General features: G+C 51.4%; 11 protein-coding genes. 7 read left to right on the top strand and 4 right to left on the bottom strand.

Annotation, left to right across the window (positions count from 1 at the left end):
- The first annotated feature begins 628 nt into the window (after positions 1-628).
- From I6E49_RS11700 to I6E49_RS11715, 4 genes are read left to right on the top strand one after another with little or no spacing between them, the layout of a single operon-like run.
- On the top strand, positions 629-2290 hold the full coding sequence (locus I6E49_RS11700) for a putative transporter (protein ID WP_235402473.1): 1662 nt from the start codon (positions 629-631) through the stop codon (positions 2288-2290).
- Between the two features lie 42 nt (positions 2291-2332).
- Positions 2333-3766, top strand: coding sequence for a lipopolysaccharide biosynthesis protein (locus tag I6E49_RS11705; RefSeq protein ID WP_235402474.1), 1434 nt, complete (start codon positions 2333-2335; stop codon positions 3764-3766).
- A gap of 58 nt (positions 3767-3824) precedes the next feature.
- Positions 3825-4349: an RNA polymerase sigma factor gene (locus I6E49_RS11710; RefSeq protein WP_235402475.1), complete on the top strand. Its 525-nt coding sequence runs from the start codon at positions 3825-3827 to the stop codon at positions 4347-4349.
- On the top strand, positions 4339-4839 hold the full coding sequence (locus I6E49_RS11715; protein WP_235402476.1) for a pyruvate ferredoxin oxidoreductase: 501 nt from the start codon (positions 4339-4341) through the stop codon (positions 4837-4839). The genes I6E49_RS11710 and I6E49_RS11715 overlap by 11 nt, the downstream gene beginning before the upstream one ends.
- Before the next feature lie 457 nt (positions 4840-5296).
- Here the strand turns inward: I6E49_RS11715 and argB are convergent, their stop codons facing one another.
- The 4 genes from argB to topA all read right to left on the bottom strand — a co-directional run bounded on the left by argB (position 5297) and on the right by topA (position 11255).
- A complete protein-coding gene (argB, locus tag I6E49_RS11720; protein ID WP_235402477.1) occupies positions 5297-6061 on the bottom strand; it encodes an acetylglutamate kinase in 765 nt (254 codons plus the stop codon).
- A gap of 290 nt (positions 6062-6351) precedes the next feature.
- Positions 6352-8244, bottom strand: a complete 1893-nt coding sequence (gene speA / locus I6E49_RS11725; protein WP_235402478.1) for a biosynthetic arginine decarboxylase — start codon at positions 8242-8244, stop codon at positions 6352-6354.
- Positions 8241-8768, bottom strand: coding sequence for a shikimate kinase (locus I6E49_RS11730; RefSeq protein WP_235402479.1), 528 nt, complete (start codon positions 8766-8768; stop codon positions 8241-8243). Before I6E49_RS11730 ends, speA begins: the two co-directional genes overlap by 4 nt.
- Before the next feature lie 153 nt (positions 8769-8921).
- A complete protein-coding gene (topA, locus tag I6E49_RS11735) occupies positions 8922-11255 on the bottom strand; it encodes a type I DNA topoisomerase (protein ID WP_235402480.1) in 2334 nt (777 codons plus the stop codon).
- A gap of 169 nt (positions 11256-11424) precedes the next feature.
- Between topA and I6E49_RS11740 the strand changes: the two genes are divergently transcribed.
- From I6E49_RS11740 to I6E49_RS11750, 3 genes are all read left to right on the top strand, one after another.
- The gene (locus I6E49_RS11740) at positions 11425-12072 is read left to right on the top strand and encodes a hypothetical protein (RefSeq protein WP_235402481.1); all 648 of its coding nucleotides are present in this window, start codon (positions 11425-11427) and stop codon (positions 12070-12072) included.
- 50 nt (positions 12073-12122) lie between these two features.
- Positions 12123-13673, top strand: a complete 1551-nt coding sequence (rpoN, locus tag I6E49_RS11745; protein WP_235402482.1) for an RNA polymerase factor sigma-54 — start codon at positions 12123-12125, stop codon at positions 13671-13673.
- A gap of 158 nt (positions 13674-13831) precedes the next feature.
- Positions 13832-14449, top strand: coding sequence for a hypothetical protein (locus I6E49_RS11750; RefSeq protein WP_235402483.1), 618 nt, complete (start codon positions 13832-13834; stop codon positions 14447-14449).
- Positions 14450-14480: the final 31 nt, after the last annotated feature.

Below are 14480 nucleotides of genomic sequence, written 5' to 3' on the forward strand. Positions count from 1 at the left end.
GGGCAAGGGGGAGGGGCTTTTGGGGATTATATACAAAAAAAAAGGACGACACGAATCACTCGCACCGGCCTCTCAAAGAATAATGTTAATCAATGTCCGATTTTGTCAAATAAGAACAAAATCTAATAACATAATCTTTACCTTAAAATCTATCAAACTACTAACCTAATGAAAAAACATTGCATTCTCTCGAACACGTTGCAAAGATAATAATTTGTGTCCGACCACACAAGAAAATGGACACTTTTTTGGTGAAATTTGAAATAAATTGACACAAATCAAGTAAACGAAACGTTATTTTGCTTTTCAGCGAAGCGAATTGGGCAGGCTTGCATGATTTGCGTGTAAATATATTGAAATAAATCTTTGATGATAGGAATTTTGCTTAACTTTGCAGTCGGTTAAAACTATACCTTAGACCAGGCTCGTCGCTGCCGTCTTCCAAATGTAGTCCTTTTACATGCCAAAAGGACTCGTTTTGGTGTGCAAAAGGACTCCTTTTGCAAGGTAAAAGGACTCGTTTTGCAACCCAAAAGGACTCCTTTTGACAACAGCCTGATTGCAACAGCTTAAGAAGACATAGAAAACCAAACGAAAAAACATATGATAATTCAACTAAGACAAAGAAATGGAATGGATTGAAAGTCTTTTTGTGACACACTCGGCAGTGCAGACCATCGTCGTTCTGTCGCTCATCGTGTCAATAGGACTCGCACTTGGAAAGATTCACGTCAAGGGCATTTCGCTCGGAGTGGCTTTCGTATTTTTTATAGGCATTGTGGCTGGTAGCCTCCACTTCACTGCCGACGCACAGATGCTGACGTTTGCCGAGACGCTCGGACTGTCGCTCTTCGTGTACGCGCTCGGCCTGCATGTGGGCCCCAACTTCATCGGCATGATGCGTCACGAGGGCATATCGCTCAACCTTTGGGGACTGGGCATCATACTGGCAGGAACTGTCATGGCGCTGTCGCTGTGTCTGGTGCTGCCCATCAACGTGCCCGAGATGGTGGGCATTCTGTGCGGTGCCACCACCAATACGCCGGCTCTGGGTGCCGCGCAGCAGGCTCTTGCCAACGCCCATCAGTCGAGCAGCGGTGCAGCTTTGGGATGTGCCGTGACCTATCCGTTGGGTGTTGTGGGCGTGATATTCGCCATGATACTCATGCGTAAGTTTCTGGTGCGCCCCGCCGACCTTGAGCCGCGCACGGGCGACGACGAAGACAATACCTTCGTAGGGCAGTTTGTGGTGATCAATCCTGCCATATCGGGCATGACCATAGCCCATGTGTCGCAGATGACCCACCGCCACTTCATCATATCGCGCATATGGCGATGCGGCAAGGTGATCGTGCCGCTGGCAACGACGCAGCTGCAGATGGACGACAACGTGCTCGTGGTGACCAACCGCGACGAGGTGTCGGCAATGACAATTCTGTTCGGTGAGCGTGTGGAGAAGGACTGGAACCGCGAGAAGATAGACTGGAACGCCATCGACAATACGGTAGAAAGTCGTGTCATCGTGATGACACGCACCAAGCTCAACGGCAAGACACTCGGTATGCTGCACATGCGTCAGACCTACGGCGTGAACGTGAGCCGCGTGATGAGAGGTGATATCAAGCTCTTGGCTACCGACAATCTACACCTGCAATACGGCGACCGCGTCACCGTGGTGGGCACTCCTGAGAACATCGACCATGCCGAGGCTTATCTGGGCAACGCCGTACAGGTGCTAAACGAGCCTAATCTGGGTGCCATTTTCTTCGGATTGCTGCTCGGTCTGGCTTTAGGTATGATACCGGTAACCATTCCAGGCATGAGTGCTCCCATAAAACTGGGCATCGCCGGAGGTCCTATCATCATGGGTATCATCATCGGCGCGCTTGGCTCGCGCGTACATTTTATAAGCTATACCACACGTTCGGCATCGCTCATGTTGCGCAAACTCGGACTGTCGTTGTATCTGGGCTGCCTCGGACTTGTTGCCGGACAGGACTTTCTCGCCACGGTGATACGCCCCGAAGGTTTGCTGTGGGTGGGTGTCGGACTGGTGCTGACCGTGCTGCCGCTCCTTATAGTGGGTGCCATAGCCTTGAAGACCAAGAAGTTCGACTTCGGCACCATCTGCGGACTGCTCTGCGGAGCCATGGCCAATCCAATGGCACTGAGCTATGCCAACGAAACCATCAAGGGCGACCGTGCCGCCGTGGCATACACGTCGGTATATCCGCTCGGCATGTTCATACGCGTCATCATTGCGCAAGTCATCATTATGTTTATGATATAGCCTCGCCGCCATAAGGCGGGGCTTTTTTTCTTCAATAGGATTATGAGTACACTGAAAGAGAAAACGGCACAAGGATTGTTGTGGGGCGGACTCAACAGCGGCATACAGCAGCTCGTCGGACTGGCGTTCGGCATTGTTCTGGGCAGGTTATTGGCACCGTCCGACTATGGCATGATGGCGATGATAAGCATCTTCTCGCTTGTAGCCACAGCCCTGCAGGACAGCGGTTTCCGCACGGCGCTTACCAACATAGAGCACCCTAAGCACGAGGACTACAACTCGGTGTTCTGGTTTAACATCATTATGGCGTCGTCACTTTACGTCATTCTCTTTCTCGCCGCTCCGCTCATAGGCGAGTATTATCACACGCCGCGCGTAGTGCCATTGTGTCGCTACGCCTTTCTTAGTATTGTCATAGCATCGTTCGGCACGGCACAGTCGGCCTATCTGTTCAAGCATCTGCGCGCCAAGCAGCAGGCAGAAGCAGGTGCTTTGGCTGTGATACTGTCGAGTCTGACGGGTGTGGGCATGGCATTTGCGGGCATGGCATATTGGTCGCTTGCCACACAAGGACTCGTTTATGTAGGCATCAACACCCTTTTGCAGTGGCATTTCTCGCCGTGGCGCCCTTCTATCCACGGCATTACGTTCGCTCCGGTGCGCCGAATGTTCCGCTTCTCGTGCAAGATTCTTGCTACTACCATCATGACTCACGTCAACAACAATGTGCTCAACATCCTGCTGGGCCACTACTTCACGCCCCGCGACACGGGCAATTACAACCAGGCTTATCAATGGAACACCAAGTGCTACTCGCTCGTGCAGAGCATGGTGGCGCAAGTGGCGCAGCCCGTACTCGTAAGCCTCAACGGCGAGGAGGGCCGACAGAAGGACGTGTTCCGCAAGATGATGCGCTTCACGGCATTCATAACGTTCCCCCTGCTGTTCGGTTTCGGACTAGTAGCCAAGGAGTTTATCGTAACAGCCATAGGCGAGAAGTGGCTTGCGTCAGCCCAACTGATACAGATACTGTGTATCTCGGGCGCCACAATGCCGCTCTCCACACTATTCTCCAATATGATTATCTCGAAGGGACGGTCGGGCACTTTCTTCTGGTGTACATTCACTTTGGGACTCGTCCAGATAGCCACAATGATAATGATTTGGCCCATGGGCATACGCACGATGGTCATAGCCTATACATTATTAAATACGTCATGGCTGCTGGTGTGGCTCTTCTTCGTGCGACGGTTGATAGGCTACGGCTACTGGATGTTCTTCTGCGACGTCATGCCGTTCGCACTTGCAGCCGCAGGAGTGATGGGCGTGGCGTATGTAGCCACAATGCCGCTGAGCAACTTGATAGCGCTTCTCATATCACGATTCATTATAGCCGTAGTGCTTTATTATGCCGTGATGAAGATAGCACGTGTGAAAATACTCGCAGAATGCGAGCGATTTGTTAAACGAGGTTAAATAAAGATTAGCAGCTGTAACAAAAGCAGCCGTCAATCGTCATTCATTTAGAGCACAGATGAAAAAGATTAGTTTTCGCAACGACATCCTGCCGATGAAGGACATGCTCTTCCGACTGGCAATGCGCATCACGCTGAGCCGCGAAGAGGCTGAAGACATCGTGCAAGACACCTTGATAAAGGTGTGGAACCGTCGCGACTCGTGGGACACCATTGAGTCGGTGGAAGCATTCTCGCTCACTATCTGCCGCAATCTGGCTCTCGACCGCATGCGACTGCGCGACAACCAGAACGCTTCGCTAGACGAAACGACGCCCCAAGGAGGCGACAACCATGCCGACACGGCCTCGACACCATACGAACAGACCGTGCAACGCGAACGGGTGACGATAGTTAGGACGCTCATCGACTCACTGCCCGAGAAACAAAGGTCGTGCATGCAGCTGCGCGACATCGAAGGCAAGACATACAAGGAGATAGCCGCCGTACTCGACATAACCGAGGACCAGGTGAAGGTGAACATCTTCCGTGCGCGGCAGACTATTAAACAACAATTTCAAAAATACGACAACTATGGATTATAAATACATAAACCAACTTCTTGACCGCTACTGGCAGGGCGAGACAACACTTGAGGAGGAGCAGATACTGCGCTCGTTCTTCAGTCAGTTGTGCGTTCCTGAGGAGCTTGCCAAGTTCCGTCCGCTGTTTGTGTATGAGCAGACTGAGCCGAAGACCGACCGTCTGGGTGATGATTTCGACGAGCGTATGCTGTCTATGGTTGGCGAGCCGCAAGAGGTTAAGGCACGCAAGGTGCTCATAAGCCAGCGGTTTGCGCCGCTCTTCAAGGCAGCGGCAATGGTGGCCATAGTGCTCACACTGAGTCAGGCAGCCCAGATGTCATTCCAGAGCACCGAAGACGTGCCTGCGGCATACACTCCTCGAGTACGTGAGGGTGCCTCAGTGGCGATGAACGACACTGTGAAAATGGATACTGCACGCCACAACGGACTGAGCAGTATCGGCACAGTAGGACAGCCGTTCGGACAGAATGGTCCCACCATACTTAAGTAAGATATATTTCTATGCTTTCTCAATAAAATCATTTTAAGTTAAAACACCAAGCTGATGTACACTTAAAACATATTTGGACGTAAAAACAAGCCCCTTCACCAGCGTCCATGACAAATGTTACGAAAAGTGTATGACGCTACAAAGAAAACCTTGAAGCTGTGAAGTTTCGGGGACTCTCAAATTTTTCATAACATACTAACGATTGGCTGGCCGTCGGAGTCTTAATTGACACTGGCGGCCAGTTCTTTTTTTTAGTTGAGAGTTGAAAGTTTAGAGTGGAGAGTTATGATATGCAATAAAAAAGTTGAGAGTGGAGAGTTATGTATATGCATTATTGTAGTATTGTTTAATACTGAATATTTATAAATGTAATCATAACTCTCAACTCTCCACTCTCAACTCTCAACTTATAAAACTCTCAACTTATAAAACTTTCAAGTATACAGTTTCAGTCTTCTTACTGAATAACTGTTCCTCCCTTGCCAATGCTGTCGGCCTTTGTTATCACCACCTTCTTCACTCCTGCCTCAACAGCAGCAAGTGCATTCTCTATCTTGGGCAGCATTCCGCCCGATATAGTTCCGTCGGCAGTGAGTCGGCTGAAGTCGTTGCGTGTGATGACTGGGATTACGCTTGTGTCGTCGTCGGGATTGGCGAGCACACCGGGTTTCTCAAAACAGTACACCAGCGTTACGTCGTAGAGCGAAGCAAGCGCACGGGCCGTCTCTGAGGCTATCGTGTCGGCGTTGGTGTTGAGCATCGTTCCGGCACCGTCGTGCGTCAGAGGGGCAAGCACGGGGGTCATTCCGGCATCTATCAGGGCCTTCAGACGCTCGGCATTCACCTTGTCGACATCGCCGACGAATCCGAAGTCGACACCGTCCTTAAGCGGACGCTTGTGCGAGCGTATCACGTCCATGTCGGCACCGGTCAGTCCGATGGCGTTGATACCAAGCGATTGCAGCTGAGCCACGATGTTCTTGTTAACCAGTCCACCGTAAACCATTGTCACCACCTCAAGCATTTCGGCATCGGTGATGCGTCGTCCGCCCACCATCTTGCTCTCTATGCCGAGCTGTGCAGCCACCTTCGTGGCGCGACGGCCTCCTCCATGTACCAGAATCTTGTATCCCTCAACCTTCTTGAAACCCTCAAGAAGAGCGGCAAGCTGTGCAGAATCCTCCACAACGGCGCCGCCAACCTTAATTATTGTGATTTTCATAAGCGTAAAATATTTACGGGCTATAAGATAAAACAATTAGTGTGTGCCAATAATTGCTATCAGCACGCCCCGAAGGGGCAAAAGTTCTTAGCCCAGGGCAACGCCCTGGGTAGATTGCAATTTATGAACTAAGCGCCCTGCAAGGGCAACTCTCTGTAACAAAAGAGATTTGCCCTTACAGGGTGCTATATTATATCTGTCTTTTTACCCAGGGCGTTGCCCTGGGCTATGGAGACATTGGGCTTTCAGCCCGCTTTGTTTTTGTTTTGCCACGCCATTTGAGCAAGGGCTTACTCCAAATAAGTATATCCGTATAGTCCTGAGCGGTAGTTGCTGAGGAACTCCTTGCCTTCTTCGAGCGAAATCTTGCCCGCCTTAACGCTCTTGGTCACCCATATCTCGAGCTGTCGCACGAGTTTCTTGGGGTTGTACTGTACGTAGTCGAGCACTTCCTCAACAGTCTCGCCGTCGAATATCTGGTCGATGCTGTAGCTGCCGTCCTTCACCGAGATGTGTACGGCGTTGGTGTCGCCGAAGAGGTTGTGCATATCGCCGAGAATCTCCTGATAGGCACCTACGAGGAAAACTCCGAGATAGTAGTCTTCGTTCTTCTTGATAGGATGCACCGGAAGCACGTGAGTAGCCTGACGGTTGGTGACGAAGTTGGCTATCTTGCCGTCGCTGTCGCAGGTGATGTCCTGCAGCGTAGCATTGCGTGTAGGGCGCTCGTTGAGTCGCTGAATGGGCACGATGGGGAAGAGCTGGTCGATAGCCCAGGCATCGGGGAGCGACTGGAATATGGATATGTTGCAGAAGTATTTGTCGGCAAGCAGCTTGTCCAAGCCGCGCAGCTCGTCGGGAGTGTGCTTCAGTGTCTTTGCCATGCTGTTCACTTCGCGGCAAATGCTCCAGTACATGCTCTCTATCTCGGCACGTGTGCGCAGGTCGACAATGCCGTGCGAGAAGAGGTCGAGAGCCTCGTCGCGTATCTGCTCGGCATCGTGCCAGTCCTCAAGCATTGTGCGTGGATTGAGGTTGTCCCATATCTCGTAGAGGTCCTTTACGAGCTGGTGGTCGTTCTCCGACGGTTCAAACTCCTCGCGCATCTCAGGCAGCGACGTGGTTTCTAGTACGTCAGTGATAAGTACAGAGTGGTGGGCTGACAACGAGCGTCCACTCTCGGTGATGAGGTTAGGATGCTTGATGCCATTCTTGTTCGAAGCATCGACGAATGTGTATACGCAGTCGTTGACATACTCCTGGATAGAGTAGTTGACCGAGCTCTCACTCGACGACGAGCGTGTTCCGTCGTAGTCTACGCCCAGACCGCCGCCACAGTCAACAAAGTCGATGTTGTAGCCCATCTTGTGCAGCTGTACGTAGAAGTTGGCAGCCTCGCGCAGTGCAGTCTGAATGCGTCGTATCTTGGTTATCTGCGATCCGATATGGAAGTGGATGAGTCGCACGCAGTCGTGCAGACCCTTCTCGTCGAGAGTTTCGAGCGCCTGGAGCAGTTCCGACGAACGCAGTCCGAACTTCGAAGCGTCGCCACCGCTCTCCTGCCATTTGCCCGATCCGCTTGAAGCCAGCTTGATACGGATGCCGATGTTGGGCTTCACACACAGCTTTTTGGCAGCCGAGGCAATCAGTCCAATCTCGCTCATCTTCTCGACAACGATAAATATGCGCTTGCCCATCTTCTGTGCGAGGAGCGCCAGTTCGATATAGCTCTGGTCCTTGTAGCCATTGCACACGATGATAGAGTCGCTCTGGCACTGCACAGCGATAACGGCATGCAGCTCGGGCTTTGATCCGCACTCAAGTCCGAGGTTGAACTTACGTCCGTGCGAGATGATTTCCTCAACGACGGGTTGCATCTGGTTCACCTTAATAGGGTATACAATGAAGTTCTCGCCCTTGTATTCATACTCCTCGGCAGCCTTCTTGAAGCAGCTTGAAGTCTTCTCGATACGGTTGTCAAGAATGTCGGGGAAGCGGAGCAGCACTGGTGGCGTAACGTCGCGCAGCTGCAGTTCGTCCATGACGTCGCGCAAATCGATTTGCACGTTGTCCTTGCAGGGTGTTACATACATGTCGCCCTTGTCGTTGACACCAAAGTAAGAGGTGCCCCAACCGTTGATGTTGTATAACTCGCGAGAGTCGTCAATGGTCCATTTCTTCATTTTTCAATCAATTTTTGTAGCTTATCAACCGTAATATTTATCTTGTCGTGATTGTCGAGTAGGTTTATGTCGAGCGTGTAATCGGCCTTTGAATAGAATTGTTCGCGGTGTGCGAGTTGCTCGACGATAAACTCGCGTACCTGCTCAGGGGTCTTGTTGAGCAGCAGTGGTCGCACCGACTTGCCCATCTTCAGATGCTCGTAGAGCACTTCGGGCGATGCCTTCAGATACACCACCTTGCCCTGTCGGTTCATGTAGTCGATGTTGTCAAAGAAGCAGGGAGTGCCTCCTCCGCACGAAATGACTACATTCTCAAACTCAGCCACCTCATGCAGCATGTTATATTCGATGCGACGGAACCCATCTTCGCCTTCTGCGTCGAATATCTGTTTCACTGTACGTCGCATACGTGTCTCGATATACCAGTCGAGATCATAGAATGTGACTCCAAGAGCTTTGGCAAGAGCCTTGCCTATGGTAGTCTTTCCGGCTCCCATGTAGCCTATGAGGATGATTCTAGTCATATTATATAATATTAAAAAAGCCCTACCCCCGGCCCCTCCCCCGCAGGGAGGGGAGTGGTATGTTTTTCATACTGTATGACACTTGTAGTTAAGCGATACAACATATTACTCCCCTCCCTGCGGGGGAGGGGCCGGGGGTAGGGCTTTTTATTATTACTTCTTAGCCGCTCTCTTCTTGGGAGCCGGCGGATTGTTTACTATGTCCATGCACTGCTCGTAGGTGAGTTCGGCGGCAGTGGCATGCAGTTCGCGCGGTATGCGGTAGTTCTTGCCGTCGTAGGCGATGTAAGGACCGTAGCGTCCGTTGAGCACTTCGAGCTTGGGATCTTCGTCAAACTGCTTCATATGTCGTTCCTCCTCGCTCTTGCGCTTGGCTTCAATCAGCTCTATGGCGCGGTCGAGCGTGATGGTCATCGGGTCCTCGTCCTTCGGTATGGAGGTGTACATCTTGTTGTGAAGAACGTATGGTCCGAATCGTCCGGCGCCGATTGTCACAGTCTTGCCTTCGTATTCGCCAACGGTGCGGGGCATCTTGAACAGTTCGAGAGCCTCCTCCAGCGTGATGGTCTCCATACTCTTGTCGGTGGGAAGCTGTGCAAAGCGCGGCTTCTCGTCGTCGTCGGCTGTGCCAATCTGCACTACCGGACCGTAGCGTCCTATCTTTACGAACACCGGATGACCGCTCTTGGGGTCGTCGCCCAGCTTGCGTTCGCCCGCCTTGTGCTCCGAACGTGCATTCATCACCTTCTCTACGGTAGGCTCAAATTCGCGGTCAAAGTGCTGCATCATGTCGGTCCACTCCTCCTTGCCGTCGGCTATCTGGTCGAACTGCTGCTCTACCTTGGCTGTGAAGTTATAGTCCATGATGTTGGGGAAGTTCTCCATAAGGAAGTCGTTCACTACAATACCTATGTCGGTGGGCAGCAGCTTGCCCTTCTCATTGCCCGTAAGCTCCACCTTACGTGTCGGTGTGACGATGAGTCCGCGCAATGTGTCGATGACGTAAGGGCGCTCTTCGCCCTTCTTGTCGCCCTTTACAACGTACTCACGCTGCTGTATGGTGGAGATGGTCGGTGCGTATGTTGACGGGCGTCCGATGCCCAGTTCTTCGAGTTTGTGCACAAGGCTTGCCTCAGTATAGCGTGTGGGACCCTGCGAGTAGCGCTCGGTTGATGTTATCTCACGGCGCTTCAGCGTGTCGCCTTCCTTTATAACGGGCAGGTTGTGAGCAAATTCGTCACGCTGCTCGTTCTGTTCGTCGTCGGTCGACTCGCGATAAACCTTCAGGAATCCGTCAAACTTTACAACCTCACCGTTAGCAATAAAGTGCTCGTCGGTGGTGCTGATGCCGATGGTTACGGTAGTCTTCTCAATCTGAGCTTCCGACATCTGGCTGGCAGCCGTACGCTTCCAGATGAGGTCGTAGAGTCGACGCTCCTGCGCAGTGCCCTCGATTGTGGTGTTGCTCATGTATGTCGGACGGATGGCTTCGTGCGCTTCCTGGGCACCCTTAGAGTGGGTGTGGAAGTTGCGTGACGAACTATACTCCTCGCCATACAGCTTGATTATCTCCTCCTTTGCTGCGTTTATGCACAGGCTTGAGAGGTTTACGCTGTCGGTACGCATGTAGGTGATAAGACCGTTTTCGTATAGACGCTGTGCCACCATCATGGTCTGCGACACCGAGAAGCCTAATTTGCGTGCGGCTTCCTGCTGCAATGTCGAAGTGGTGAAAGGCGGTGCGGGCATGCGTTTGAGCGGTTTCTTGCTCACACTCTCTACCTGATGTTCTGCCTTCTTGCACTTGTCGAGGAAGGCGAGGGCTTCGTCGTGTGTTGCGAAGCGCTTGTCAAGCTCGGCTTTTACCTCCGACTGCGATCCGTCGGCATTGGTTATGGCGAATATTGCATTGATACGATAGTATGGTTCGCTCTTGAACTGCTGTATCTCACGCTCACGTTCTACGATGAGACGAACGGCTACTGACTGCACACGGCCTGCCGACAGTGCCGGTTTCACCTTGCGCCACAGTACGGGCGAGAGCTTGAAGCCCACAATACGGTCCAACACGCGACGTGCCTGCTGCGCATTGACAAGGTTCATATCAAGGTGTCGCGGATGCTCTATTGCCGCCAGGATGGCAGGCTTTGTAATCTCATGGAATACGATACGGTTGGTCGAAGCCTCATCCAGGCCCAGCACCTCGCACAGATGCCACGAAATAGCCTCTCCCTCGCGGTCCTCATCGGATGCGAGCCACACCTTGTGTGCCTTCTTTGCGCTCTCACGCAGTTTCTTTACAAGTTCTTCCTTGTCCTTAGGTATGACGTATGCTGGCTGCAGCGTGTCTTTGTCTATGCTGATTTCCTTCTTCTTAAGGTCGCGTATGTGTCCGTATGAGGACATTACTTTGTAGTCGGAACCCAGAAACTTCTCTATGGTCTTTGCCTTAGCGGGGCTCTCGACAATCACTAAGTTTTCTTGCATGATTTTGCTTTGTGTACTTTAATTTGGGCGCAAAAGTAAGAAAATTTTTGCTCTTACATTATTATATAGCTATTTTTTATATTTTATTAAAAACTCAACTTTTAAGGTTAGAATTACATTTTGTGCAAGACTTTCAGTAACTTTGCATCTGTAACAATGTTTATCGATTATGGCAAATAATACTCTTTGGTCAGACGACTACTGGCTTCTGCTCATACAGCTGTATCAGAAGAAGCCCGCTGGTGTGAAATCCGAATTTTCACACCAGGTTGTGGAATTGGGCATTGAGCTACATATACCGCCCCGTACCATATACGAACAGATGTGCGCTCTCGAAAAGCGCGCCACACCATCGCTCCAGAGACTTTGGGAGATGTATGCCAACACCCCAAAACGACTCTCGCGCGACATCAAACGACTCAAGCAGATGGCTGGATTCGGTGACTCCGGACTGTTCTACGAAGGCGTGCAGACCACTCCCTCGTTCGAACGCGACTACCGCCCTATCGACAATTCATCCGACATAACGCCCGTTATGCTCGTCATCATCCTCGAACTCTACTTCGCACTCACGCCAAACACTATGGTGAGCGAAACGCCTGAGGTGCTCGACATGGCACGAATGTTGTCCCTCAAGCCAGAAGAGATAGTACGAATACTCGAAATCTACCAAACTTTCGACCCTATTCTGAAGCGAGAGGCTGCCGACCAGTCACCCATTGTCGACGAGGCGAAGCTCGTATGGAAACGATTCTACAGCGAACAGCCCGAACTGCTACACTCCACAGCCGACAAACTGAAGCTCTACTTCAGTTGAAAAACTAAGAACGTCAACAACATATACACACCACATCATCACGTCATAAAATGAAACTCATACAAACACAGGAGCAGAAACTTCAGCAGGTGCAGCGTCTGTCGCAACAGCAGATGCTACAGGTGCACTTGCTAGAGATGCCCTTGACCGAACTGGAGCAGAGCGTTAATGCTGAACTTGACGACAATCCGGCTCTTGAAACGACTTCGCCCGAAGACGTATTCGAAGGTGTACACGTTGAAGGCAACGACTCTACCGCCTCGTATGGCGACAACTCGCAATCTGCTTCGGGTGGCGAGGGTTCATCCGACAATGACGATTTTGACGCTCGCAACGAACGCGAGGAGCGCGATTCGGCTCTCAACGACGCTCTTGAACGCATCGGCGGAGGCGACGACGACATGCCTACAGCAGGATATACGGGCGGTTCGGGTGCCGACTCTGCCGACTATGAGGAGATGGTGTATGGCGACACGACATCGTTCTACGACAAACTGAAGGAGCAGATGGGCGAGACGGAGTTGTCGGAGAAGGACGAGGAGATAATGGAATATGTCATCGGGTCGCTCGACAGCGACGGACTACTGCGCAAGGACAGCGAGTCGATATCCGACGAGCTTGCCATCTATCACGGCATCGACTGCACCACAGACGACGTAGACCGCGTGGTGCGCATACTGCAGACATTCGATCCTGCCGGCATTGGTGCCCACACATTGCAGGAATGTCTGCTACTGCAAATCAAGCGACGCCCCAACGATTCGCTCAAACTTATGATGCAGAAGGTGATAACCGATTGTTTCGACGAGTTTACCAAGAAGCATTTCGACAAGATACGCTCTGCATTGGGTGTCGATACCGACACCGCCGAACGCGTTATGGCTGAGTTACGCCGACTCAATCCGAAGCCCGGCTCGTCGCTCGGTGAGACTGAGGGTCGCAACGTGCAGCAGATAACACCCGACTTCATTGTCGACACCGACGACAACGGCAATGTGACATTCACGCTCAACAGCGGAAACATTCCCGAACTGAAGGTGTCGCCATCGTTTGCAGATATGATGGAGGCTTACAAGAACAACAAAACGTCGATGTCAAGACGTGAAAAAGAAGCATTATTGTACGCCAAGGAGAAGGTGGAACGTGCACGCGGATACATCGAAGCGATAAAGGTGCGCCGACGTACACTCACCATTACGATGAAAGCCATTATCGACTGGCAGCGCCGTTTCTTCCAAGATGGCGACGAAGCCGACCTCAAGCCGATGATTCTGAAGAATATTGCCGACCGCACAGGACTTGACATTTCCACCATTTCGCGCGTCAGCAACATCAAATATGCGCAGACCAACTGGGGAACATTCCCCCTGCGCTTCTTCTTCTCCGACGGCTACACCACCGACGAGGGCGAAGAACTCTCGACACGAAAGATAAAGCTCGCACTCAAGGACCTCATTGCCAAGGAAGACAAGAAGAAACCAATGAGCGACGACGCTCTTACAAAGGCTCTCGCCAAGCTCGGCTACCCTATAGCACGACGCACCGTGGCTAAATATCGCGAACAGCTGGGACTGCCAGTGGCAAGATTGAGAAAGGGATAAAAAAAGCCCCACCCCCAGCCCCTCCCCCGTAGGGAGGGGAGTGATATGATTTGTTAATTGAGAAAAAATAATTATAGAAGGCTTAGTAAGGCTTAATACTCAATAAGGCTCAATAAGGCTTAGTAAGGCATAAAGATGCCCAGTAAGGCTCAGGAAATATGAAAGAAAAGAATATTATTATCGCTGCCCGCATTCTTAGCATGGTATTTACGCCATTCTATCTGCCGCTTGTCGGACTGATAGCGCTGTTCACGTTCAGCTATCTCAGTCTGATGCCATGGCCGTACAAGCTTACGGTACTCGGTCTTGTCTACCTTTTCACCATTCTCTTGCCCACATTGCTCATCCATTTCTATCGCAGCTATCACGGATGGACACTCATCGAGCTTGGCAAGAAGGAACGTCGTGTAGTGCCATATCTACTTTCTATTGTAAGCTACTTTGTGTGTTACTATGTAATGCATCGCTTCAACATACCCCACTTCATGAGCAACATACTCATGTCGGCACTCATAATACAGATTCTGTGCGCCCTTATCAATGTATGGTGGAAGATTTCCACACATACAGCAGCAATCGGCGGTGTGGCAGGAGCGCTGCAGGCGTTCGCCATTATATTCGGTTTCAACCCCTTGGGATGGCTCTGTGTGGTCATCATCCTTGGCGGAATGGTAGGCTCAAGCCGCATGATTCTGCGCCAGCACACGCTGCGTCAGGTGTGCTACGGGTTCCTATTGGGATTGATAGTGGCGTATACGGTGATATTAGGATTGTAAGCCCCACCCCCTGCCCCTCCCCCGTAGGGAG

It is taken from the genome of Leyella stercorea, from assembly GCF_021531655.1.

Bases quoted from the DNA above. Each gene is read 5' to 3' on its own strand.
- I6E49_RS11700 (WP_235402473.1), top strand. From the start codon at position 629: ATGGAATGGATTGAAAGTCTTTTTGTGACACACTCGGCAGTGCAGACC.
- I6E49_RS11705 (WP_235402474.1), top strand. From the start codon at position 2,333: ATGAGTACACTGAAAGAGAAAACGGCACAAGGATTGTTGTGGGGCGGA.
- I6E49_RS11710 (WP_235402475.1), top strand. From the start codon at position 3,825: ATGAAAAAGATTAGTTTTCGCAACGACATCCTGCCGATGAAGGACATG.
- I6E49_RS11715 (WP_235402476.1), top strand. From the start codon at position 4,339: ATGGATTATAAATACATAAACCAACTTCTTGACCGCTACTGGCAGGGC.
- argB (WP_235402477.1), bottom strand. From the start codon at position 6,061: ATGAAAATCACAATAATTAAGGTTGGCGGCGCCGTTGTGGAGGATTCT.
- speA (WP_235402478.1), bottom strand. From the start codon at position 8,244: ATGAAGAAATGGACCATTGACGACTCTCGCGAGTTATACAACATCAAC.
- I6E49_RS11730 (WP_235402479.1), bottom strand. From the start codon at position 8,768: ATGACTAGAATCATCCTCATAGGCTACATGGGAGCCGGAAAGACTACC.
- topA (WP_235402480.1), bottom strand. From the start codon at position 11,255: ATGCAAGAAAACTTAGTGATTGTCGAGAGCCCCGCTAAGGCAAAGACC.
- I6E49_RS11740 (WP_235402481.1), top strand. From the start codon at position 11,425: ATGGCAAATAATACTCTTTGGTCAGACGACTACTGGCTTCTGCTCATA.
- rpoN (WP_235402482.1), top strand. From the start codon at position 12,123: ATGAAACTCATACAAACACAGGAGCAGAAACTTCAGCAGGTGCAGCGT.
- I6E49_RS11750 (WP_235402483.1), top strand. From the start codon at position 13,832: ATGAAAGAAAAGAATATTATTATCGCTGCCCGCATTCTTAGCATGGTA.